Source organism: Alistipes sp. (assembly GCF_048465575.1).
In the GTDB taxonomy this organism is placed as follows: Bacteria; Bacteroidota; Bacteroidia; order Bacteroidales; family Rikenellaceae; genus Alistipes.
In genome coordinates this window covers 55095-78432 of sequence record NZ_DBFWLG010000003.1, presented here as the reverse complement: position 1 = coordinate 78432, position 23338 = coordinate 55095, and the positions used below count along the sequence as shown (strand labels likewise).

The window sequence follows — 23338 nt, the reverse complement described above, 5'->3', positions numbered from 1 at the left end:
CGCAAATCCGGATTTTTGCGTACCTTTGCAGCGAACGGCCCCGCAAGGGGACCGAAAAACCGTTTTCCATGCACCTGCTCCTCTTATCCACCGGAATCGTTCTGCTGACGCTCCTCTCGATCTGGCTGGGGTATCGGCTGCTCGGCTCGCAGCGCGACGTGAAGACCACCACGAATATCACCGAGCTGATTCTCAAAAACATCGACGCCTATGTCCTGTTGGTGGATGCCGATTTCAACGTCCAGCGCACCAACTACTACGACCTGACCGCGACCTCCGAAGCGAAGCGACCGCCCAAGGTGGGGAACCTGCTGCGCTGCAAGAACGGCATGGACGCCGGCGAGTGCGGCACGCACGAGATGTGCGCGACCTGTCCCGTGCGCGCGGCCATCGGCGAAGCATTCCGCACGGGCCGGAAATTCTCGGGGCTCGAGGCGCCGCTGACCCTCTACACCTCGGAGGAGCGGTCCGAGAGCATCGACTGCGAGGTATCGGTCACGGGCATTTTCCTGCGAATCGAGGAGCAGCCCTACCTGCTGCTGACCATCCACGACATCACGGCCGACAAACGCATCCGCCGCGAGCTGGACGAGGCCCGCATCCGGGCCGAGGAGTCGGACCGCATGAAATCCTTTTTCCTGGCCAACACGAGCCACGAGCTGCGCACGCCGCTCAATGCGATCGTGGGTTTCTCGGACCTGCTGATCGCCGAAGACTCGGCCGAGATACGGCAGGAGTATGCCCGGATCATCCACACCAACAACGAACTGCTGCTGCAACTGGTCAACGACATCCTCGACCTTTCGAAGATCGAGGCCGGCACGCTCGAATACGCCTACCGAGACGAGGAGCTGAACGCCGTCATGGAGGAGTTGGAGGGGGCGATGCACATGCGGCAGGAGCCGGACAGCCCCGTGAAACTCACTTTTTGCAGGCTCTATCCCCAGTGCCGCCTCACGACCGACCGCAAACGACTGTCGCAGGTGTTGTCGAACTTTCTGACCAATGCAATCAAATTCACCGAGCGGGGCGAGATCGTTTTCGGATACGAAATCCGAGACGACGAAATCTATTTCTACGTCCGCGACACGGGGTCGGGGATTCCCGAGGAGAAAAAGGAGCTGCTTTTCAGGCGGTTCGTAAAGGTCGGTTCGTCGAGGCAGGGCGTAGGGATCGGGCTGGCCATCTCGAAATCGATCGTCGAGTCGATGGGCGGCCGCATCGGCGTCGAATCCCGCGAGGGCGCGGGTTCGACATTCTGGTTCACGCTGCCGCGAGGCAAAGCAAATTAAAAATTAAAAATTAAAAATTGGGGGGGGGCGGCTGCTTTCGCTTCCCTACGGAACGGGACTCTCCCGGACACAAGAAAATCGGTAGATTCATCGCATCCGCTCGGAATGACAAAGAGAGGCACGCTCGGAAAGACACGTGGGACACGCTCGCAATGCCCCAAATTCTTAATTCTTAATTTATAATTCTTAATTGTAATTCCGGCGCTCCAAGGGCCGGAATTACATCATCCGCCCGAACGTGCGGCGGCCGAGGAGGTAACGCAGGACGACCGAGCCGCGGTAAATCATGTCGGCGGCTTCGGCGCACCGGGTCGAGCGGATCGCGCGGCGTTTGCGGCGGAGCGCCTTGTGCCAGCGAAGAAAATCGCGCCACGCCCGCAGCACGGCGCAGAAATGGTCGCCGCGCCCCTGCGCCAGATAGGACAGGGCGGCCAGCAGATCGAGCGCGGGACGCAGCACGGCCGCCAGCGCCCGCTGCCCGGGCGAGGCGCACTTGAAGAGCATCGCCAGGTTGTTGCGGTGGTTGTAGAAAACCTTTTGAGGCGAGTCGGCCGTGAGCGTACCGCCCCCGAGGTGGTAGACGACGCTTCGGGGCTCGATGCGCACGCGGCAGCCCGCCAGCCGCATCCGCCAGCAGAGGTCGATCTCCTCCATGTGGGCGAAGAAATCGGCGTCGAAGCCCCCCAGCCTGCGGAACACGTCGGCGCGGCAGCAGAACGCGGCGCCGCTCACCCACATCACCTCGCGCGCATCGTCGTACTGCCCGCGGTCCTCCTCGACCGACCGGAGTATCCGGCCCCGGCAGAAAGGATAGCCCAGCCAGTCGATGAAACCGCCCGAGGCGCCCGCGTATTCGAACCGCGTGCGGTCGCTCCACGAGATCAGTTTCGGCGCGACGACCGCCACATCGGGGTGCCGATCGAGGCATTCGAAAATCGGCCCGAGCCACCCGGCGGGGGTCTCCACGTCGGAGTTGAGCAGGAGGAAATAATCGGCTTCGACCTGCTCCAACGCGCGGTTATACCCTCCGGCAAAGCCGTAGTTGGCGTCGAGCCGTATGACCTCGACCGAGGGGAATTCGCGGGCGAGCACCGCGAGCGAATCGTCCGTCGAGCCGTTGTCGGCCACGACGACCCCCACCCCGGCGGGCGCCGCGGCCACGACGCTGGGGAGGAAGCGCCTCAGGTGCTCGGCACCGTTCCAGTTGAGTATGACAATTTTAGCTGTCGGCATGGGGACGTTTGCGTTTCCAGCGCCGGTGCGACCAGATCCAAAGTTCGGGCCGCTCGCGGATCATCGCCTCCAGCTTGCGGACATACCGCTCGGTAATCTCGTTGGGCGCCACCGGCTCCTGGCCGTCGTAAATCCGCTCGAACGACATGCAGTAGCGGCCCCGCCTGAGGCGCTCCATCCGTACGAAAAAGACCGGCAGGCGGCACCTTAGAGCCAGTTTTTCGCCGCCGTCGAAAAAGATCGTATCCTGATTCAGAAAGCGGAACCAGTGGCTGTCGGGGCGCAGCGGCGGGTTCTGGTCGGCGATCAGCCCCATCACCAGGTTCTTGCCGCCGATACCTTCGGCACGGTTGCGCAGGTAGAAGCGCAGGCTGTCGCGCATGGCCACCGCCGTGGCGCAGGCGGAGTTGCGCAGCCGGCGGTAGAGGTGCTCCATGATGGGGCTGCGCAATGGGTGGTAGACCGCCACGAGCAGCTGCGAGGGTTCGTAGAGGCCCCAGTAGGAGCTGTACTCCCAGCAGCCGAAATGGGCCGAGAGGGCGATCCAGTCGCGCCCGTGCACCGCCCGGGTGTGCTCCTCGAGGTTTTTGACGGTCAGCACCGTGCGGGCTTTCTGCTCGCTCATGTGGGCCATGTTGACCGTATCGACGAAAATTTCGGCCAGCGTGCGGTAGAAATCGCGGCGGATGCGTTTCAACTCGGCCGCGCTCTTTTCGGGAAACGAATTGCGCAGGTTGGTCTCGACGACCCGCTTGCGGTAGCCCAGGCAGTAGTAGAGCAAAAAGAAGATGAAATTCTCGACCACATAGTATTTGAACCAGTAGGGCAGCACGGCAAAGAGCCGGGCGCCGGTCCAGAGCAGCTCCAGTCCGATTCTTTGTGCAACATTCAACTCCTCGTGTCTCATCGCGCCGGGATCAGGGTTCGACGAAGAGTTTGACGTTGTCGACCTTGGTGCGGATGCGCAGCCACCGCGAGAGGGTCGCGCGGTCGATCGAGTCGGCCGGATCGGAGGGTTTCACCACGCACACGAGCGTCGTATCGCGCGGCGTACCCGCGGTATCGAACGTGATGCCCTTGGTGAGCGATATGGAGGCGATGTTGTGCATCATGGCCCCCACCTCGCGCGAAATGTCGCCCACCTCGACGTTGGTGACCTTGTAGCGTTTCAAAAGCGAGTTCATCTCGGTGATCTGGCGGTTCTTCTCGTCGAGCAGTTCGAGGTAGCTGCGCTGCAACGACGCCACGTCGATCTTGTCGGCCGGATTGGCCTGCCGGACGACCAGCTCGGTCTTCTCCAGTCCGTAAACGGCCATTTGCGCCCGGGCGTTCTCGATCGTCGATTCGTCCAGCGGCTCGCCCACCAGCACCAGTTCGATCTGCGAGGGCGTATCGCCGCGTGCATAGAATTTATTGGTCTCGATGACGCGCGTATGCGGGAACTTGAATACCTGCGTGACATACTTGTCGGCCACGGCTTCGAACAGCGACACGCGGACCATGTGGAACCCGACGAAGACGCTCGGAATGAACGTCACGAGCGTGATGGCCATCATCAGGCGCTTCACGTTGCGCTCGCGCACCTTGTCGATGAACGCTTTTTTCTCGTATTTGAGGAAGCGCACCATCGCGTAGGTGGCCAGGGCGATGAAGACCGAGTTGATGAAAAAGAGGTAAAAAGCCCCGACGAAGAACTTGAACTGCCCGGTGGCCAGGCCGAAGCCCGCCGTACAGAGCGGCGGGATGAGGGCCGTGGCGATAGCGACGCCCGGAATCACCGTCGAGGTGCGGTCCTGCCGCGTCTGGGCCACGATACCCGCCAGACCGCCGAACAGCGCGATCAGCACATCGTAGGTCGTGGGCACGGTGCGGGCCAGCAGCTCGCTGCTGTTCGACGAGAGGGGCGAGACCAGAAAATAGGCCGTCGAGGTGATGATGGCCACGATGAACATGAGCGCATAGTTGCGCAGCGATTTTTTGAGCAGCTCGAAATCGTTGATGCCCAGCGAAAGGCCCACGCCCATGATCGGCCCCATGATGGGCGAAATCAGCATGGCGCCGATAATGACGGCCGCCGAGTTGACATTCAGCCCCAGCGAGGCGATCATTGTGGCGAAGATCAGTACCCAGAGGTTGACGCCCCGGAATACGACCCCCTTGGAAATAGCAGCCACTACCTCGTCGCGCTGGGCCTTGTCCTCGTCGAGGCTGAAGCGCCCCTTGAGGAACTCCCTCACGTCGCCGATCCAGGCCGTGAACGAACTCTTCATCCCCTGGCTCTGGTCGGCATTCTTATTTTCCGTATTTTCCGTATTTTCCGTATTCATCTTTTCTTCATTTACTCCTCCTCGCCGGCCTGCTCCCGTTTGGGACGGGGCTTGCCTGAGACGACGATCACAAACTCCCCCTTGGGCTCGGTCGTGCGGAAATGATCGAGCACCTCGGCAACGGTTCCGCGCACGGTCTGTTCGAATTTCTTGGTCAGTTCGCGCGACACCGAGACCCGGCGCTCCGCACCGAACACCTCGGCCAGCTGCTCGAGGCACCGGACCACACGGTAGGGCGATTCGTAGAAGATCATCGTCCGCTCCTCGCCGGCGAGCGACTGCAACTGCTTCATGCGCCCCTTTTTCTGGGGCAGGAACCCCTCGAAAGCGAAACGGTCGCAGGGAAATCCGCTCTGCACCAGGGCCGGGATGAGCGCCGTGGCGCCGGGCAGGGTCTCGACCTCGATGCCCGCCTCGACGCACGTACGGACCAGGAGGAACCCGGGATCGGAGATGCCGGGCGTGCCGGCGTCCGACACCAGCGCCGCATTGCGTCCGGCAGCGATGGTCTCGGCGACCAGCTGCACGGTGGCGTGCTCGTTGAACTTGTGGTGGGAGCGCAGCTTCTGCTCGATCCCCAGGTGCTTCAAGAGAAACGCCGTGGTCCGCGTATCCTCGGCCAGCACGAAATCGACCTCGCGCAGCACCTTGACGGCGCGCAGGGTAATATCATCGAGGTTGCCGATGGGGGTCGGTACGATATAGAGTTTGGCCATGCGTCAGGCGAATTTGCGTTCCAGCAGGTCCATCATCAGCTTGGCTCCGTCCGAATTGGGGTTCCAGGCGAAATGCTCGGCGATGTAGATCATGGCGTCGTCGAAAGTCTCGCATTCGTTCAGACGGCGGATCGTGACCTCGTAGGCGGCTCCGTCGCCCTCGAACAGGTCGCGGATCAGGAGGAACTTGTCGTTGATGCCCACGGCGCGGCGCAGATCGGCGACGGGCTCGCTGCGGCGAAGCTCCGATGCCATGTCGCGCGGCGGGGCGATCGTGTCGGAAAGGGTCCGCACGTCGTGGTTGATAACCTCGCCCAGGACGGGTGCGGCGGTGCGATCTGGCTCCCGGCCGGCAGGTTGCGGAGCGGTATGCGTGCTATCCTGCGGATCGGCGTCAGAGATCGCAGCAGGTACAGACTCGAGCTGCAACTCCGATTCGGGAGCAGGCGCAAGTTCGAAAACGGGTTCAACAGCCGCGATCGGCTCCGGTTCGGCGGCAGGGCCGGCAGAAAATTCGGCGGTCGGTTTAGGGGCCGGTTCGACGAACGGCTTGGGTTCCGGTATAGAGGCCGGTGCCGGGGTAGGTTCAGGGGTCGGGGCGGGGGTCGGCTCCGGATCGTAAAGCGACATGATGACACGCTGGCGGTGGCGATGGCGCACGGCGTGCTCCTCGATGCCGAACAGGGTCGGAACGATCGGCGGTGTCGGTTCGGCGGTAGGTTCGGCAGGCGGTTCGGCAGGCGGTTCGGGCTGCGAAGCGGATGCTCCCTCCGAAGCGGATGCAGGTTGCGGCTCGGGCTCGGGTGCGGACTCCTCCTCCGGTTCGGTTGCGCATGGCGGCTCCGGAGCGGTTGCAACCTCCGGCGCCGGCTGCGGTGCGACTTGCGGAGCGGATTCCTCTTCCGAAGCGGTTGCGGGTCGCTCCGCGATTTCGACTGTCAGTTCCCCGAAAACAGCTTCGGGTTCGGGCGATTCGGTTTCGGTTTCACTCCCGGCCTCCGGCACGGAGGGCGAAAGCGGTTCGGAGGCCTCGGACGGCTCGGTCTTGGCAGCCGCAGGCTCCAGCGTCAGGACCTCGTCCAGATCGATGCCGAGCGGCACGGAAACGGGCACGGACGGCTCCTCGGCCGCCGCCTCGGCACCGAAGCGCAGTACCTCGTACAACCTCCTGAGCTTTTCGAGCGCCAAGTCCCGCTCGACGGGCGGTATGTCATCGAGGGCACTCCAGCCGCCGAACAGTTCCAACAACTGCTGCACCTCGCTGTGCAGGGTTTTCAAATCCATATTCCGTCAGTTTTTGACTCCAAAGATAGGAAATAAAGCGTTTTTTAACAAACAAAGATAGTACAAGCCCGCCGCACTGCCAAATTTTATCGGGCCAATGTCGGCGCAGCGTTCGTTTCCCGGGAAAACGGTCCCGAAAGCACGGTAAGGCGGATGCTGTTTTTACTGCAAAAAATGACAGTGGCTTTCCACACGGCTCGGATTATTGCTGCGAGTGATTAACTTTGTAAAAATTCGCACGTTATATCGTAAAAATTTTTAAATACCAACCTGATATGAAACGTCTGACTTTCCTTTTTGTTCTGCTGCTTGCGGCTTACGAACTCCATGCCGAGGTGAAGATGCCTGCGATCTTCTCCGACAACATGGTGCTTCAGCAAAGTACCACCGTGGAGATATGGGGCACGGCCTCGCCGCGTGAAAAGATCGTGCTCACCGCCTCGTGGAGCGACGAAACCTACCGCACGACCGCCGACCGCACGGGCCGCTGGAGCCTGAAGATCGCCACCCCCGCGGCCGCGCGCGACCAGCGGATTACCATAGAGGGTGAAAATCGCATCGAGATCGGAAATGTCCTCGTGGGCGAGGTGTGGCTCTGCACGGGACAGTCCAACATGGAGTACCCGACGGCCAAAAATCCCGCTAAGAAATGGATGACGGGCATGTACGACTATGAAAAGGAGATGCAGGAGGCCACCTACCCCGAAATCCGCCTTTTCCGCGTCGAGCACCAGCTGGCGCCCGACGGGGAGCACTCGGACTGCGAGGGGCGCTGGGAGGTCTGCACCCCCGAAAACCTGCGCATGTTCTCGGCCGTGGGCTTCGTCTTCGGCCGCCGTGTCCACAAGGAGACCGGACTGCCCGTCGGACTGATCCAGGCGACGTGGGGCGGCACGCACGCCGAGTCGTGGACGCCGATGCGGGACATGCGGCGCAACCCGCTCTACACGAACGTGCTCGACGAATTCGCCGAAAAGAACGTCAAGCAGGAGAAGAACTACTGCAAGGTCCCCTCGACGCTGTGGAACGGCATGCTGGCCCCGATCCGCCCCTATACGGTGCGGGGCGCCGTCTGGTACCAGGGCGAATCGAACTCGGTGCGCTACGAGGACTATCAGCAGGTGCTGACCAACCTCATCGGCGCATGGCGCCGCGAGTTCCGCAACCCCAAGATGCCTTTTTATATGGTGCAGATCGCACCCCACTACGGCCAGCCCGCCGGGATCCGGCAGGCGCAGTTCGACACCTGGCGCTCGGTGCCCGAAACGGGGCTTGCGGTCATCACCGACGCGGGCGACTCGACCGACATCCATCCGCGCAACAAGCGCGTGCCGGGCGAGCGCCTCGCACGCTGGGCACTCAACCGCCAGTACGGCAAAAAAGTGGCTTGCGAAAGCCCCTACTACCTCTCGCACCGCGTCGAGGGCCATGCGCTGGCAGTCAAATTCGCCAACCCCGAAGGCGGGCTGCGTCCCGGCCGCGGAGCCGAAACGGTGCGGGGCTTTCTCGTGGCGGGCGACGACCGCCGCTTCTACCCCGCGCGCGCCGAGCTGGCGGGCGACGAGGTGCGGCTGACGGCCCCGGAGGTCCCCGCGCCCGTGGCCGTGCGCTACGGCTGGGGCAAGTGGATCGACGTCAATCTGGAGAACGGCGCGGGGCTTCCGGCCGTACCGTTCCGCACGGACACCTGGGAGGAGGAGAGCTACGCCCGCCGGTTCGCCGATTCGGAGATGCGCCGCTTCCCCGAGGCGTGGCGGCTCGACCACGGCAAACGCCTCTTTTTCGGCTATGCGCAGGGAGTGGGTTGCTCGGCCATGCTGGCCATGTGGCGCGCGACGGGCGAGCAGCGCTATTTCGACTACGTGGAGCGGTGGGCCGATACGCTCGTGAACGAAAAGGGCGAAATCCTCCGCTACGACCGCGCGGCCTACAACCTCGATTTCATCAACTCCGGCAAGGTGCTCTTCGACTGTTACCATAAGACCGGCAAGGAGAAATACCGCAAGGCCATCGAGACGCTGGTGGCGCAGATGAAAGTCCACCCGCGCACCACGGACGGCGGCTACTGGCACAAGCTGATCTACCAACACCAAATGTGGCTCGACGGGTTGTACATGTGCTCGCCCTTTCTGGCCCGGTACGGCGCCGAGTTCGGCAAGCCGGAGTGGATCGACGAGGCGGTGCGGCAGATCAAACTCTGCCACCAGCACACCTACGACCCCGCTACGGGGCTCTACCACCACGCCTGGGACGAGAGCCGCTCGCAGCGCTGGGCCGACCCCGAGACGGGCCATTCGCCCAATTTCTGGGGCCGCTCGATCGGCTGGTGGTTCATGGCGCTGGTCGACAACCTCGACTACATTCCCGCCGATCACCCCGACCGCGCTTTCGTGATCTCGCTGGTGAAGGGTTTGGCCGACACGCTGCCCAAGTACCAGGACCGCAACGGGTTGTGGTACCAGGTGATCGACTGCCCCAAGCGCAAGGGAAATTTCCCCGAGGCTTCGGTCACCACGCAGTGCATGTACGCGCTGGCCAAGGCAGTCAACAAAGGCTATGTCGATGCCTCCTATCGGCGGTACGCCGAAAAGGCGTTCGACGGAGTGCGCCGCAAGTTGTTGGGCGAAAACTCGGACGGCACGCTGACACTCACGCGCTGCTGCCAGGTCGGCGGGCTGGGCGGCCACCCCTACCGCGACGGCAGTTTCGAATATTACGTCGGTGAGAAGATGCGCGACAACGACGCCAAGGCCACCGGGCCGTTCATCATGGGTTGTCTCGAACTCGGAAAATAACCCCCGGCCATGCAAAAAACGATTCTCGCTCTCTGCGCCCTGCTCACGGCGCTTACCGCTTCGGCCGCCGACCCGCGCGAACGGGTCTACAACTACGAAATTCTGGTGCCCAGCCACCAGGCCAAGCCCCGCGTCGAGGGCCATGCCGCCGAGCGCGTCGCCGAGCGGCTCGGTCGCGGACTGACCGCCGCAGCGGCTCCCGGCGGCAAGGGGGTCTACCTGCAGTGGCGGATGCTCGCCGAAGAGCACCCCTCTGTGGGCTACCTCCTCTTCCGCCGCACGGAGGGCGAAACCGTCGCGCTGACGCGCAAGCCGCTGGTGCGCACCTCCGACTTTACCGACACGACGGCCCTTTTCGACGAACGGTCGGAGTATTGGATCGTGCCGACCTACGACATGCGCCGCGGAGCGGAGTCGGAGCACCTGACCGTCACTCCCTCGGACCTGCATGCGGCACCAGCATGGCGCTCGATCCCGCTGCGCGATGGCCAGACCGCTGGCCGCGTGGCGCTGGCCGACCTCGACGGAGACGGGCGCTACGATTTCGTGGTCCGCACGCCCGACCGCAACATCGATCCCGGCATGCCGGGCGACCGCACGGGCATGACTTACACCCTCTCGGCCTACCTCGCCGACGGCACCTGGTTGTGGAGTTACGATTTGGGACAGGGCATCGAACCGGGCGTGTGGTACTCTCCTTTCGTGGTCTACGATTTCGACGGCGACGGATGCGCCGAGGTGGCGCTCAAGACCGCTCCGGGAGCCGTGCGCGACGAGAACGGCCGCGTGGGAGAGGGCGAGGAGCGGCTCACGGTGCTGGACGGCATGACCGGACGCGAGATCGCCCACGCCCCCTGGATCGAACGCAGCTGGCGCTTCGGCGATCTGAACCGGCAGAACCGCAACCAGATGGGCATGGCCTATCTGGACGGCCGCACGCCGGCGATCCTCACGGCCCGCGGCACCTACCGCTGCATGGTGGTCGAAGCGTGGGAGCTGCACGAGGGCGCGCTGCGCAAGCTCTGGCGCTGGGACGGCGACGAGGAGAACCCCGTCGTCCGCAGCCAGGGCGCGCACAGCATGGTCACGGCCGACGTGGACGGCGACGGGCGCGACGAAATTCTGCTGGGCAGCTGCATGTTGGACGACAACGGCACGCTGCTCTGGTCGGCGGGCGTGGGCCACACCGACAAGGCCTACCTTACGGACATCGACCCTGCGCGTCCGGGCATGGAGGTGATGCTCTGCTGCGAGGTCTCGAACGACGCGGGACGCGGAGTCTGCACGGTGGACGCCGCAACGGGCGCCCAGGTGTGGAACATCGGCCACCCGACCTCGCACGTGGGCGACGGCATGGTCGCCGATTTCGACCCGGCGCATCCGGGGCCGGAGTGTTTCGCCTCGGAGGACCGCAAAGGGGGCCGCAGCGACCGCTACCTGTTGACCGCCCGGGGCGAAAGGATCGAAGCCGCGGCCGTGCCCGGCTGCCGCAACTGGGCGTGGTGGGACGGCGACCGGCTGCGCGAAACGTTCGTCTCGGACCGCGGGGCGGATGCCGGGGGCCGGGGCCAGCGCATCGTCAAATGGCCCGACACGACCCTCGACCGGGGCTTCGAGGGGCCGATCGTGATGATCGCCGACCTGGAGGGCGACTGGCGCGAAGAGGTTATCACGGCCCCCGCCGGGGAACTGCGCATCTACCGCACGCGCATTCCCGCCTCGGACCGCCGCCCCTCGCTGATGCAGGACCCGCTCTACCGCAGCTACGTGCTGCACCGCAGCATGGGCTATCCCCAGTCGCCCGTACCCTCTTATTATTTAGGACAATAACCCATGAAAAGAACCGCATTCATCCTCTCCGCCGCCGCGCTGCTCTCGGCAGGCTGCGGCACCGCTCCCGACCGCTATGCCGCGCTGTGCGCCGCGCAGCCGTTCGACATGCCCGCGCTCGCGGCTCCCGAAATCCCGGACCGAACCCTCTCGGTGGCCGACTGCGGAGGCGACGCCACGGGGCGCACGCTCAGCACCGAGGCTTTCGCTCGGGCCGTGGAGCAACTCTCCGAGCAGGGCGGCGGGCGGCTCGTGGTGCCGCAGGGGGTCTGGTACACGGGCCCAATCGTGCTGGAGAGCAACATCGAGTTGCACCTTGAAAAGGGCGCCGTGATCCTCTTCTCGGAGGACAAAAACCTCTATCCGCTCGTCGAGACCTCGTTCGAGGGGTATGACAACACGCGCCGCTGCCAGTCGCCCATCTCGGCCCGCGGAGCGCGCAACATCGCCATCACGGGCCACGGGGTTATCGACGGCAACGGCGAATACTGGCGGCCGCTCAAACAGGAGAAAGCCCCGTCGGGCGTCTGGCGCCGCGTTACGGCGCGCGGCGGGGTCTACAAGCGCCCGACCTACTGGTTCCCCAGCGCCCAGGCTCTGCGAGGCGATTCGGTGTCGGACATGAACGTGCCGCGCCACTTCACCACCGAGGCAGAGTGGGCTTCGGTCAAGGATTTCCTGCGGCCTGTGATGGTGAGCCTCATCGACTGCGATAACATCCTGTTGCAGGGGGTCATCTTCCAGAACTCGCCCGCCTGGAACATCCACCCGCTCAAGTGCCGCAACCTCATCGTGGACCGGATCACGGTGCGCAACCCCTCCTACGCCCAGAACGGCGACGGACTGGACATCGAGTCGTGCAGCAACGTGTTGGTCCTGGACAGCCAGTTCGACGTGGGCGACGACGGCATCTGCCTCAAGAGCGGCAAGGACGCCGACGGTCGCCGGCGCGCCAGGCCGACCGAAAACGTGGTGGTCGAGGGTTGCACGGTATTCGCGGGCCACGGCGGCTTTGTCGTGGGCAGCGAAATGTCGGGCGGCGTGCGCAACGTGGCGGTCAGCCGCTGCCAGTTCGTCGGCACCGACGTGGGGCTGCGCTTCAAGAGCCGCCGGGGCCGCGGAGGCGTGGTGGAGAACATCTATGTGAGCGACGTCACGATGACCGACATCGCCACCGAGCCGCTGCTCTTCAACCTCTTCTACGGCGGCAAGTCGGCCGTGGAGACGCTCGAAGCGGGCGGCGGCGAACGGGCGGCGGCCGAGGTTCCGGCCGTGGACGAGACCACGCCCGTCTTCCGGTCGATCCACATCGACGGCCTCGTGTGCCGCAACGCCCGCCGGGCACTCTATTTCAACGGCATTCCCGAAATGCCGATTTCCGACATTACGCTGCGCAACATGACCGTCTCGGCGCGACTGGGTGGCGAGATGACCTACTGCGAGGGTATCAAATTTGACAATGTAAAGATCGACGTCGCAGAGGGAGAAAAACTCATTCTGCACAGTTGCACGAACGTGTCGGGCGAGGTCGAAACAACCGACTGAATCGACCATAGAGCTGTACTACAGCGCATTTATCCAACGACAAAGCGGCGGTTCCGGCAAGGTTCCGCCGTTTTTTCGCAGTGTCATTCCGTACATTATTTTTCAAGAAATTTAGTTATTTTTGCAAAAATTTCTAAATCATTTTACGCAGTCCGTCTGTCAGCAGCGAAAGTTCCGGAGCCCGCTAAAAGGCTACCTTTGCACTAACCGAACGACCTAAACCGACCTCACATGCAAGCACGCCATTTCACAGCCGTCGACCTCGGAGCCACGAGCGGACGCGTCATCCTCGCAACGATCGGGGAAAACGGAATCGGCATGGAGGAGGTCCACCGTTTCGCCGACCCGATCGTCGAAACCCAAGGTCATTTCTACTGGAATTTTGCCGCCATCTACCAGTCGGTCCTCGAGGGACTGGCCGCCATCGCCGCCCGCGGCATCCGCCCCGAAGCCATCGGCATCGACTCGTGGGGCGTCGATTTCGTCCTGTTCGGACGCGACGGCGGGATGCTGCGCCTCCCCTATTGCTACCGCGATCCCCATACCGCGCATGCGCCGGAGCGGTTCTTCGAGCGCATGCCGCGCGAAGACCTTTATAAAAGGACGGGCATCCAGATCATGCCTTTCAACTCGGTTTTCCAGCTCGACACCCTGCGCCGCAACGGTTGCTCGGCACTCGAAGCCGCCGAGAAAATCCTCTTCATCCCCGACGCCCTGGCGCGGCTGCTGACGGGCGAATGGGTCGCCGAATATACCATCGCTTCGACGGCACAACTCCTGGACGCCCGCACGCGCGACTGGGACCGCGACATCCTCTCGCTGCTGGGCCTTACGCCCGCCCATTTCGGCCGCATGGTCCAGCCGGGCGAGCGGATCGGCACGCTCTCGGAGGAGGTGCAGCGGCAGACCGGGCTGGGTGCCGTGCCCGTCGTCGCCGTGGCGGGACACGACACGGCGTCGGCCGTGGCGGCGGTGCCGGCCGCCGAGGACGAAGCGTTCGCCTACCTGAGCAGCGGCACCTGGTCGCTGATGGGCATCGAAGCCCCCGCACCGATCATCATCGAAGAGAGTCTGCGCCTCAATTTCACCAACGAGGGCGGCATCGGCGGCACGGTGCGCGTGCTGAAGAACATCTGCGGCATGTGGCTCCTGGAGCGCTGCCGCACGGAGTGGCCCGCAATGAGCCACCCCGAGCTGATCGCCGCAGCCGAAGCGGCCGAGCCGCTGCGCTCGCTCGTCAACCCCGACGCCCCCTGCTTCGCCAATCCCCGCTCGATGACCGAAGCCATCGCCGGCTACTGCCGCGCCACGGGCCAGCCCGCGCCCGAGAGCGTCGGGCAGTATGTCCGCTGCATCTTCGAGAGCCTGGCGCTCAGATACCGCCAGGTCGCCGGGATGCTCCGCACGCTCTCGCCACGGGGCATCGACCGGCTCTACGTTATCGGCGGCGGCTCGCGCAACGACTTCTTGAACCGCATGACCGCCTGTGCGCTGGGCATTCCCGTCGAGACGGGTTCGGCCGAGTCCACGGCGCTGGGCAACGTCCTGGTGCAGGCCCAATGGGCCGGACTGGTCGATTCGACGGCCGCGATGCGGCGGATGGTCCGTGCGTCGCTCGGCACGACGCGCCGTTTCGAACCCACAAACAAGGCACACTGGCAGCGGGCCTACGAGCGCTACCTCGGCGTTTACCGGGAAATATAAACCTAAAAACAAGATACCTCTATGAAAACTGCACTGATCGAAAAAGCATACGAGATCGCCAAAGAGCGATACGCCGCCATCGGCGTGGACACCGACGCCGCCCTGGAAACCCTCGGCGGGATTCCCCTGTCGCTCCACTGCTGGCAGGCGGACGACGTGATCGGATTCGAGAACCTGGGCGGCGACCTCACGGGCGGCATCCAGACCACGGGCAACTACCCGGGCAAGGCCCGCAACATCGAAGAGCTGCGCGCGGACATCCTCAAGGCCACGTCGCTCATCCCGGGCCGCCACCGGCTGAACCTGCACGAAATCTACGGCGAGTTCGACGGCCGCTTCGTGGACCGCGACCAGGTGGAGCCCAAGCACTTCGCAGGCTGGATCGAGTGGGCCGCCGAACACGGCATGAAGCTCGATTTCAACTCCACGTCGTTCTCCCACCCCAAGTCGGGCAGCCTCACGCTCTCGAATCCCGACCCCGCGATCCGCCGCTTCTGGATCGAGCACACCAAACGCTGCCGGGCTGTGGCCGAGGAGATGGGCCGCGCGCAGGGCGACCCCTCGATCATGAACATCTGGGTGCACGACGGTTCGAAAGACCTGACGGTGAACCGCATGAAATACCGCGAGCTGCTCCGCGACTCGCTCGACGAGATCTTCGAGACCGAATACGAACACATGAAAGACTGCATCGAATCCAAAGTGTTCGGCATCGGACTGGAGAGCTACACGGTCGGAAGCAACGATTTCTACATAGGCTACGGCGCCAGCCGCGGGAAGATCGTCACCCTCGACACGGGCCATTTCCACCCCACGGAGATCGTGGCCGACAAGATTTCGTCGCTGCTGCTGTTCCTGCCCGAGGTGATGCTGCACGTCTCGCGCCCCGTGCGCTGGGACTCGGACCACGTGACGATCATGAACGACGAGACGCTGGAGCTGTGCAAGGAGATCGTGCGCTGCGACGCGCTGGACCGCGTACACATCGGTCTGGACTATTTCGACGCCTCGATCAACCGCATCGGCGCCTACGTCATCGGCTCGCGCGCCACGCAGAAATGCCTGCTAATGGCCCTGCTGGAACCGCTGGCCACGCTGCGCGAATACGAGGCCAACGGACAGGGATTCGAGCGGCTGGCACTCCTCGAAGAGAGCAAATCGCTGCCCTGGAACGCCGTGTGGGACATGTTCTGCCTCAGGAACGGGGTACCCGTGGGCGAGGAGTTCATCGCCGACATCCAGCAGTACGAACGCGAGGTAACCTCCAAACGCTAAGGCCATGTACCGCATCGTACTGAACGAAACATCCTATTACGGAGCAGGCTGCCGCAGCGTCGTGGCAGACGAAATCCGCAAGCGCGGATTCCGGAAGGCGCTGCTCGTGACCGACCCAGACCTGATCCGCTTCGGCGTGGCCTCGAAGATCGAGGAGGTGCTCGCCGGAGCCGGCATACCCTATGAGATTTACAGCGAAATAAAGGCCAACCCCACTATCCGCAACGTGCAGCAGGGTGTGGAGGCGTTCCGGCGCTCGGGTGCCGACTGCATGATCGCCCTGGGCGGCGGCTCGTCGATTGACACGGCCAAGGCGGTGGGGATCATCGCCAACAACCCCGAATTCGCCGACGTGCGTTCGCTCGAGGGAACGGCTCGGACCCGCCGCCGCGCCGTGCCGACGTTCGCCGTACCGACCACCGCGGGCACGGCGGCCGAGGTGACGATCAACTACGTCATCACCGACGAGGAGAACCGCCGGAAGATGGTCTGCGTCGATCCCAACGACATTCCCCTGTGCGCCGTGATCGACTGCGAACTGATGTACTCCATGCCCCGCTCGCTGACCGCCGCCACGGGCATGGACGCCCTGACGCACGCCATCGAGGGATACCTTACCCCCGGAGCCTGGACCATGAGCGACATGTTCGAGCTGAAAGCCATCGAGCTCGTCGCCCGCCACCTGCCCGGCGCCGTGGCCGACGGCAGCGACCCGGTGGCGCGCAACGGCATGGCCGAAGCGCAGTACATTGCCGGCATGGGATTCTCGAACGTGGGCCTCGGCATCGTGCACTCGATGGCACACCCCCTGGGCGCATTCTACGACACGCCGCACGGCGTGGCCAATGCCCTGCTGCTCCCCTACGTGATGGAGTACAACGCCGAGTCGCCCGCGCGGGCCAAGTATACCGACATCGCCCGCGCAATGGGCGTTTCGACCGACGGCATGAGTGCCGAGGAGGGCGTCCGCGCCGCCGTCGACGCCGTGCGCTCCCTGTCGCTGCGGATCGGCATCCCGCAGCATCTGCACGAGATCGGCGTACGCGAGGAGGACATTCCGGCGCTGGCCGAAGCGGCCTACAACGACGTCTGCACGGGCGGCAATCCGCGTCCGACATCGGTCAAGGAGATCGAAGAACTGTACCGCACAGCCTTTTAGCCCATGAATACCCTGATCGGTCTTATCATCATCGCCGTCGGCAGCTTCTGCCAGTCGAGTTCGTACGTCCCCATCAACAAGGTCCGCGAATGGTCCTGGGAGAGCTTCTGGCTCTCGCAGGGCCTCTTCGCATGGATCGTCTTCCCGCTGTTGGGCGCCCTGCTGGCCGTGCCCGAGGGGGCGTCGCTCGGAGCCATCCTCACGTCGGACACCGGGGCCGCGGCCGCCGCGTTCGGCTACGGCATGCTCTGGGGCGTGGGCGGACTGACGTTCGGCCTTTCGATGCGCTACCTGGGCGTAGCGCTCGGGCAGTCCATATCGCTGGGCACCTGCGCGGCGTTCGGGACGCTGCTGCCCGCGCTGCTCGCAGGCCGCGACCTGCTGCACGGCGAGGGGCTCGTGTTGCTCGCGGGCGTGTCGATCACCCTGGCCGGCATCGCCGTGATCGGCTACGCCGGGTCGCTCAGGGCCCGCAACATGTCCGAGGAGGAGCGCCGGGCCGCGATCCGCGATTTCGCCCTCACGAAAGGCCTGCTGGTGGCCCTGCTCGCGGGCGTGATGAGCGCCTGCTTCAACCTGGGACTCGAAGCCGGCCGTCCCTTGCGTCTGGAGGGGGTCAACCCGTTGTTCGTCACGCTGCCCGCCACGCTGATGGTGACGCTGGGCGGATTTCTCACGAACGCCGCCTACTGCCTGTGGCAGAACCGCCGCAACGGCACGTTCTCCGACTACCGCAAAACGGACGTGCTGACCCGCAACCTGCTCTTCTGCGCCCTGGCCGGCGGGCTGTGGTACTCGCAGTTCTTCGGATTCGGCATCGGGCAGAGCTTCTTCCAGCCCGGTTCGGTGGTGGCCGCATTCGGCTGGTGTATCCTCATGGCGCTGAACGTCACGTTCTCGAACGTCTGGGGCATTCTCCTCAAGGAGTGGCGCGGCGCAGGCCCCAGGACCATCGCCGTGCTCGTCGCAGGACTTGCGATTCTGATCTTCTCACTCGTATTCCCTAATCTGTTCTGACGATATGAATTCCATACTCGAAAACAACCCCGCGCTGGCCGCGGAGATCGAAAAAGTGGCCGAGGTGGCCGGATACCTCTGGCAGAAAGGCTGGGCCGAGCGCAACGGCGGCAACATCACCGTCAACGTCACCGACCAGGCGGACGAGGAGCTGCGCGGCCGCGCGCCCATCTCGGAGCCGATCGCCATCGGAACGACGCTGCCGCACCTCGCGGGCCGCTATTTCTTCTGCAAGGGCACCAACAAGCGCATGCGCGACCTGGCGCGCCGCCCGATGGAGAACGGCTCCGTGATCCGGATCGCGGACGACTGCGCCCACTACGAGATCGTGGCCGACAACCCCGTCATGCCCACCTCGGAGCTGGCCTCGCACCTGGCGATGCACGAGCAGATGATCGCCTCGGGCAACGGGTACAAGGCCGCCCTGCACACCCACCCCATCGAGCTGGTAGCCATGACGCACCACGCGCCGTTTCTGAAAAAAGACGTGCTGACCCGCCTGTTGTGGAGCATGATCCCCGAGACGCGGGCGTTCTGTCCCAAAGGGCTGGGCATCGTGCCCTACCGCATGCCCTCGTCGGTCGAACTGGCCGAGGCAACGATCCGCTGCCTGGAGGAGTACGACGTGGCGATGTGGGAGAAGCACGGCGTCTGCGCCGTGGGACCCGACATTTTCGAGGCGTTCGACCAGGTCGACGTGCTCTCGAAATCGGCCCTGATCTACATCGCCGCCCGAAACATGGGTTTCGTGCCCGAGGGCATGTCCGCGGAGCAGATGGGCGAGCTGCGAGAGGCGTTCAACCTGCCGAAATAACCCGCCCACAACCTAAAACCCCACAGCCATGCCCGGAATCGTCTCATCGAACTACAAGTTCCACTACCTGATCCCCAACGGCTCGGACAAGGAGTTCGGGATGCTGGTCAACACGGTCGGCTACCAGAACATCTCCCCTTACGAGGAGTACCCCAACCGGGAGCACCCGTCGGGCTATTTCTTCGCCCCGGAGCGGGGCCGCGTACTGCGCGAATACCAGCTGCTCTACATTTCGCAGGGCAAGGGAGTCTTCGAAAACGAGGGCGGACGCCACCAGATCCGCAAGGGCACGATGATCCTGCTGACCCCCGGCCGCTGGCACTCCTACCGGCCGGCCACCCAGGTGGGGTGGACCGAGTATTACATCGGTTTCGAGGGACCGATCTTCGCGCAGACCGTCGAGCACCTCTTCGCCGAGGGCGAGCAGATTTTCGAGATCGGCGTCAACGAGCAGCTCGTGTCGCTCTACCGGCAGGCGCTGGACGTGGCCGTCGAGGACCGGCCCGGTTCGCAGCAGTTGCTCGGGGGAATCATCATGCACATCCTGGGACTGCTCGGCGTGACGGTCAAAAAGAACACCCTCGCAACCGACCGGCTCTACCAGGCCATCGAGCAGGCGAAGATCATCATGCAGGAGAACATCTCGCAGGAGATCGACCTCAAGGAACTCTCCGAACAGCTCAACATGAGCTACTCGTGGTTCCGCAAAATCTTCCGCGACTACACCGGTCATCCGCCCGCCAAATACGCGCTGCTGATGCGGTTGCACCGCGCCCAGCACATGCTGGCCAATACCCACGAGTCGATCAAGAGCATCGCCTACTCGCTGGGGTTCAAGTCGCCCGAGCATTTCTACTCCACGTTCCGCAAGCAGACGGGCTACACCCCCAACCTCTACCGCAAGGCCACCACGCAGACCGATTTCACGGATATGGCCTGAATCGTCGAGGTTCGATCATTTCATGCAGTCGTTAGGTCAACAGAATGATCTAAACGGCCGTCATTATTCATAATTTTGTAATGCACGGCGGAATTCACCGAAAATTCAACAAACGAAACACAAACCAACTAAAATTTTACCGTATGAAACTTTCTACCCTATTGCGAGCGATGCTGACCTCCGTGTTGGCATTTGCCGGTATCCTGACGGTTTCGGCACAGAGCCGTACGGTCGGCGGCACCGTAACCGACGCCAAGGGGCAACCCCTGGTCGGCGTTACGGTCCTGACCCAGGCGGAGGGGGGGGGAAATCCCGTGGGCACGACTACCGATGCCTCGGGACGCTACACCCTTAAAGTGCCCGACGGAGCCAAAGAGCTCAATTTCTCCTACATCGGATACAACGATGTCAAGGAGCCGATAGGAACCCGCACCCGCATCGACGCCTCGCTCGAAGAGTCGTCGGTGATGATGGAGGAGGTCGTGGCCATCGGCTACGCCAAGGTCAAGCGCAAGGACGTCACCGGCTCGACCGTCTCGGTGTCGGGCAAGGACCTGGCGCAGATTCCCGTCATGACGGCCGCACAGGCCTTGCAGGGCAAGGCGGCCGGCGTGAACATCGTCACGGCCAACGGCGCCCCGGGTGCCGGTGTGAACGTGACGATCCGCGGCGGTACGTCGATCACGCAGTCGACCAAGCCGCTCTACATCGTCGACGGCTTCGAGATGGACGACGCCCTGACGGCTATCGACATCAACGACATCGAGACCATCGACGTGCTGAAAGACGCCTCGGCCACGGCCATCTACGGTGCCCGCGGTTCGAACGGTATCATCCTCATCACGACCAAGTCGGCCCAGAAAGGCAAGACGCAGGTCTCCTACAACACCTATTTCGCGTTCGACGTCCTTTCCAAGAAGCTCGACGTGCTCTCCGACGTGGAAGAGTACGCCAACTACCAGTACGAACTGACCAACCTCTCGGGCAACCTCCACCGCTTCTCTTCGGTCTACGACGACGACTACGGCTCGGACCAGGAGGATTTCTACACGGGAGCCTATCAGCGCATGGCCAACCGCTACGGCGGGCTGCGCGGCGTGGACTGGCAGGACCGCCTCTTCGGCGGCTCGGCCATGACCCAGAGCCACAACGTCAACATCATGACCGGCACCGACAAGACGCAGGTCATGCTCAGCTACAACTACAACGGCCAGGACGGTCTGCTTTCGAACCACGGCGTCTATAAAAACACGTTCCGCGCCAAGGTCAACTCGGAGCTCTACAAGGGCATCCGCATCGACCTGAATACCAGTTTCTCGAACAAGAAGACCGAGGGCGGGGGCGCCTACTCGGGCATGAAGAGCGTCCTGATGCAGCCTATCGACGGCGGTACCATGTTCACCCGCGACCAGCTGCTCAACACCCAGACCTACCCCGACTACTCGTCGCTCGACGGTAATTTCGATACGGCCAACCCCATCGTGGCCAATGAGGCTTCGACCTCACTCAAACGCGCCCGGTCGTTCAACGTCAACGCCGGCCTGGAGTTCGATTTCCTCAAGCATTTCACCTGGCGCACGGCCGGCAGTTACAGCTGGTCGCAGACCAAAGGAACCTCGTTCGCCGACGAGAACTCGACGGCCTACATCATGAACTCCGAGACCGAGGGTATCAACGGCGGCATCAACAACAAGGAGTCCTACCGCTACCAGATCACCAATACGCTGAATTACAACCAGACTTTCAACGACAAACACAAGCTGGGCATTCTGGCCGGCCACGAGGTTTCGTACAGCGAATCCGAAGAGGTCGATCTGAAGCTCAACCTCTTTCCTTTCCCCAATTTCGGACTGGACGACATCAAGGGTTCGAACGTCAAGGAGAAGACTTCGAAACACGGCCACGGCGGGCTGGTATCGTTCTTCGCCCGTGCCAACTACTCCTACGACGAGCGCTACCTGTTGACGGCCACGGTACGTGCCGACGGCTCGGCCAAGTTCGCTCCGGGCAACCGCTGGGGTGTATTCCCCTCGGTTTCGGCCGCATGGCGCATCTCGGAGGAGGATTTCTTCAAGGACAGCAAGGTTTCGAACGTCATCGACGGAATGAAGCTGCGCGTGGGTTACGGTACGACGGGTAACTGCAACATCGACTCCTACATGTACCTGACCAAAATCAGCCAGACGGACTACCCGATGAACAACAACGAGGGTTTCCCGGCCTACGTCCCCGGCACGGAGCTGGGCAACAAGGACCTCAAGTGGGAGACGGTGATCGCCGCCAACGTGGGTCTGGAGCTGGCCATGTTCCGCAACCGCCTCAACATCACGGCCGAGTGGTACAACAACCAGTCGAACGACCTGTTGATGAAATGCACCATTCCGACCTCGACGGGTTACAAGTCGCAGTATCAGAACATCGGCAAGATGCGCAACCGCGGCTGGGAGGTCTCGATCAATACGGTCAACGTCCAGGCCAAGAATTTCCGCTGGACCTCGGACCTGAACCTCTCGTTCAACCGCTCGAAAGTCGTGAGCCTCGAAAAGGGACAGACCGAAAAGACCTTCGTCGAGGGCGGCAACCGCTCGGGTACGGTGACCTACTACGCCAACGTGGGCCGCAGTCTGGGCGACATGTACGGTTACAAGTATGAGGGCGTCTACACCACCGACGATTTCATCGAACTGACCGACGGGCGGCTCATCCTGCGCGACGGCGTGGTCAAACCCTACGGCGACGCCATGCCCCAGCCCGGAGACATGAAATTCGCGGCAGACAACGAGGACGGCACGCAGTTCACGCGCAAGATGGTCAAAATCGGCAACGGTACGCCCGACTGCGTGGGCGGCTTCAACAACACGTTCATGTTCTTCGGCGTCGACCTGACGGTCTTCATGAAATTCTCGATCGGCAACGACGTTTACAACGCCACCAAGCACTCGCTCTCGCCCTATGCCTCGTTCCAGAACATCCCCACGGAGTTCAACGACTACTACCGGCTGATCGACCCCGCGACGGGTATGAAAGCCGCTTCGCTGGCACGTCTGCGCGAGCTGAACCCCAACGAAAAGGGCCGCACCTGGAGCCTGTCGAACAACAACACGGCCATGATCACCTACCCCTCGTCCTATTTCGTCGAGGACGGTTCCTACCTCCGTATCGGCCAGATCACGCTGGGCTACACGTTCCCCAAGAAATGGATGCAGAAGATCCGCATCAGCAACGCCCGCATCTATTTCACGGTGAACAACGTGGCTACGATCACCGGCTATTCGGGCTACGATCCCGAGGTCTCCTCGGCCAACGACCACCCGATCATCACTCCGGGCTACGACTCCTCGGCCTATCCCCGTGCGCGCAGCTACGTCGCAGGTCTCAACTTAACTTTCTAAAAACGACATAAAGCC

The 23338-nt window shown here is 63.1% G+C and carries 16 protein-coding genes; 11 read left to right on the top strand and 5 right to left on the bottom strand.

Annotated elements, in window-relative coordinates; genetic code table 11:
- The first annotated feature begins 68 nt into the window (after nucleotides 1-68).
- A complete protein-coding gene (locus ACMQ11_RS00760) occupies nucleotides 69-1292 on the top strand; it encodes a sensor histidine kinase (protein ID WP_418990747.1) in 1224 nt (407 codons plus the stop codon).
- Nucleotides 1293-1511: 219 nt separating this feature from the next.
- Here ACMQ11_RS00760 and ACMQ11_RS00755 read toward each other — a convergent pair whose 3' ends face one another.
- The 5 genes from ACMQ11_RS00755 to ACMQ11_RS00735 all read right to left on the bottom strand — a co-directional run bounded on the left by ACMQ11_RS00755 (nucleotide 1512) and on the right by ACMQ11_RS00735 (nucleotide 6852).
- Nucleotides 1512-2525, bottom strand: a complete 1014-nt coding sequence (locus ACMQ11_RS00755) for a glycosyltransferase family 2 protein (RefSeq protein WP_418990746.1) — start codon at nucleotides 2523-2525, stop codon at nucleotides 1512-1514.
- Entirely contained in the window at nucleotides 2512-3432 is a 921-nt protein-coding gene (locus tag ACMQ11_RS00750) for a lysophospholipid acyltransferase family protein (RefSeq protein WP_418990745.1), read from the bottom strand. Before ACMQ11_RS00750 ends, ACMQ11_RS00755 begins: the two co-directional genes overlap by 14 nt.
- Before the next feature lie 10 nt (nucleotides 3433-3442).
- Nucleotides 3443-4795 (bottom strand): TIGR00341 family protein, encoded by a 1353-nt coding sequence (locus ACMQ11_RS00745; RefSeq protein ID WP_418990752.1) that lies wholly within the window; start codon nucleotides 4793-4795, stop codon nucleotides 3443-3445.
- Between the two features lie 68 nt (nucleotides 4796-4863).
- Nucleotides 4864-5568: a 16S rRNA (cytidine(1402)-2'-O)-methyltransferase gene (gene rsmI / locus ACMQ11_RS00740; protein WP_418990744.1), complete on the bottom strand. Its 705-nt coding sequence runs from the start codon at nucleotides 5566-5568 to the stop codon at nucleotides 4864-4866.
- A 3-nt stretch (nucleotides 5569-5571) separates the two neighbouring features.
- Nucleotides 5572-6852 (bottom strand): hypothetical protein, encoded by a 1281-nt coding sequence (locus ACMQ11_RS00735; RefSeq protein ID WP_418990743.1) that lies wholly within the window; start codon nucleotides 6850-6852, stop codon nucleotides 5572-5574.
- A 275-nt stretch (nucleotides 6853-7127) separates the two neighbouring features.
- Between ACMQ11_RS00735 and ACMQ11_RS00730 the strand changes: the two genes are divergently transcribed.
- The 10 genes from ACMQ11_RS00730 (at nucleotide 7128) to ACMQ11_RS00685 (ending at nucleotide 23323) form a co-directional block, all read left to right on the top strand.
- A complete protein-coding gene (locus ACMQ11_RS00730) occupies nucleotides 7128-9647 on the top strand; it encodes a glycoside hydrolase family 88 protein (protein ID WP_418990742.1) in 2520 nt (839 codons plus the stop codon).
- Nucleotides 9648-9656: 9 nt separating this feature from the next.
- Nucleotides 9657-11477 (top strand): silent information regulator protein Sir2, encoded by a 1821-nt coding sequence (locus tag ACMQ11_RS00725; protein WP_418990741.1) that lies wholly within the window; start codon nucleotides 9657-9659, stop codon nucleotides 11475-11477.
- 3 nt (nucleotides 11478-11480) lie between these two features.
- A complete protein-coding gene (locus ACMQ11_RS00720; RefSeq protein WP_418990740.1) occupies nucleotides 11481-13022 on the top strand; it encodes a glycoside hydrolase family 28 protein in 1542 nt (513 codons plus the stop codon).
- Between the two features lie 231 nt (nucleotides 13023-13253).
- The gene (locus ACMQ11_RS00715) at nucleotides 13254-14726 is read left to right on the top strand and encodes a rhamnulokinase (RefSeq protein WP_418990739.1); all 1473 of its coding nucleotides are present in this window, start codon (nucleotides 13254-13256) and stop codon (nucleotides 14724-14726) included.
- 21 nt (nucleotides 14727-14747) lie between these two features.
- On the top strand, nucleotides 14748-16001 hold the full coding sequence (locus ACMQ11_RS00710; RefSeq protein ID WP_418990738.1) for an L-rhamnose isomerase: 1254 nt from the start codon (nucleotides 14748-14750) through the stop codon (nucleotides 15999-16001).
- Between the two features lie 4 nt (nucleotides 16002-16005).
- Entirely contained in the window at nucleotides 16006-17160 is a 1155-nt protein-coding gene (gene fucO, locus ACMQ11_RS00705; protein ID WP_418990737.1) for a lactaldehyde reductase, read from the top strand.
- Nucleotides 17161-17163: 3 nt separating this feature from the next.
- Nucleotides 17164-18177, top strand: a complete 1014-nt coding sequence (gene rhaT / locus ACMQ11_RS00700; RefSeq protein WP_418990736.1) for an L-rhamnose/proton symporter RhaT — start codon at nucleotides 17164-17166, stop codon at nucleotides 18175-18177.
- A gap of 4 nt (nucleotides 18178-18181) precedes the next feature.
- Complete coding sequence (rhaD, locus tag ACMQ11_RS00695; RefSeq protein WP_418990735.1) at nucleotides 18182-18991, top strand: rhamnulose-1-phosphate aldolase; 810 nt, start codon at nucleotides 18182-18184, stop codon at nucleotides 18989-18991.
- Between the two features lie 28 nt (nucleotides 18992-19019).
- Nucleotides 19020-19931: an AraC family transcriptional regulator gene (locus ACMQ11_RS00690; RefSeq protein WP_418990734.1), complete on the top strand. Its 912-nt coding sequence runs from the start codon at nucleotides 19020-19022 to the stop codon at nucleotides 19929-19931.
- Nucleotides 19932-20074: 143 nt separating this feature from the next.
- A complete protein-coding gene (locus ACMQ11_RS00685) occupies nucleotides 20075-23323 on the top strand; it encodes a SusC/RagA family TonB-linked outer membrane protein (RefSeq protein WP_418990733.1) in 3249 nt (1082 codons plus the stop codon).
- The last annotated feature ends 15 nt before the right edge of the window (nucleotides 23324-23338 follow it).

Coding starts and splice junctions, on each gene's coding strand:
- ACMQ11_RS00760 (WP_418990747.1), top strand. CDS start 69: ATGCACCTGCTCCTCTTATCCACCGGAATCGTTCTGCTGACGCTCCTC.
- ACMQ11_RS00755 (WP_418990746.1), bottom strand. CDS start 2,525: ATGCCGACAGCTAAAATTGTCATACTCAACTGGAACGGTGCCGAGCAC.
- ACMQ11_RS00750 (WP_418990745.1), bottom strand. CDS start 3,432: ATGAGACACGAGGAGTTGAATGTTGCACAAAGAATCGGACTGGAGCTG.
- ACMQ11_RS00745 (WP_418990752.1), bottom strand. CDS start 4,795: ATGAAGAGTTCGTTCACGGCCTGGATCGGCGACGTGAGGGAGTTCCTC.
- rsmI (WP_418990744.1), bottom strand. CDS start 5,568: ATGGCCAAACTCTATATCGTACCGACCCCCATCGGCAACCTCGATGAT.
- ACMQ11_RS00735 (WP_418990743.1), bottom strand. CDS start 6,852: ATGGATTTGAAAACCCTGCACAGCGAGGTGCAGCAGTTGTTGGAACTG.
- ACMQ11_RS00730 (WP_418990742.1), top strand. CDS start 7,128: ATGAAACGTCTGACTTTCCTTTTTGTTCTGCTGCTTGCGGCTTACGAA.
- ACMQ11_RS00725 (WP_418990741.1), top strand. CDS start 9,657: ATGCAAAAAACGATTCTCGCTCTCTGCGCCCTGCTCACGGCGCTTACC.
- ACMQ11_RS00720 (WP_418990740.1), top strand. CDS start 11,481: ATGAAAAGAACCGCATTCATCCTCTCCGCCGCCGCGCTGCTCTCGGCA.
- ACMQ11_RS00715 (WP_418990739.1), top strand. CDS start 13,254: ATGCAAGCACGCCATTTCACAGCCGTCGACCTCGGAGCCACGAGCGGA.
- ACMQ11_RS00710 (WP_418990738.1), top strand. CDS start 14,748: ATGAAAACTGCACTGATCGAAAAAGCATACGAGATCGCCAAAGAGCGA.
- fucO (WP_418990737.1), top strand. CDS start 16,006: ATGTACCGCATCGTACTGAACGAAACATCCTATTACGGAGCAGGCTGC.
- rhaT (WP_418990736.1), top strand. CDS start 17,164: ATGAATACCCTGATCGGTCTTATCATCATCGCCGTCGGCAGCTTCTGC.
- rhaD (WP_418990735.1), top strand. CDS start 18,182: ATGAATTCCATACTCGAAAACAACCCCGCGCTGGCCGCGGAGATCGAA.
- ACMQ11_RS00690 (WP_418990734.1), top strand. CDS start 19,020: ATGCCCGGAATCGTCTCATCGAACTACAAGTTCCACTACCTGATCCCC.
- ACMQ11_RS00685 (WP_418990733.1), top strand. CDS start 20,075: ATGAAACTTTCTACCCTATTGCGAGCGATGCTGACCTCCGTGTTGGCA.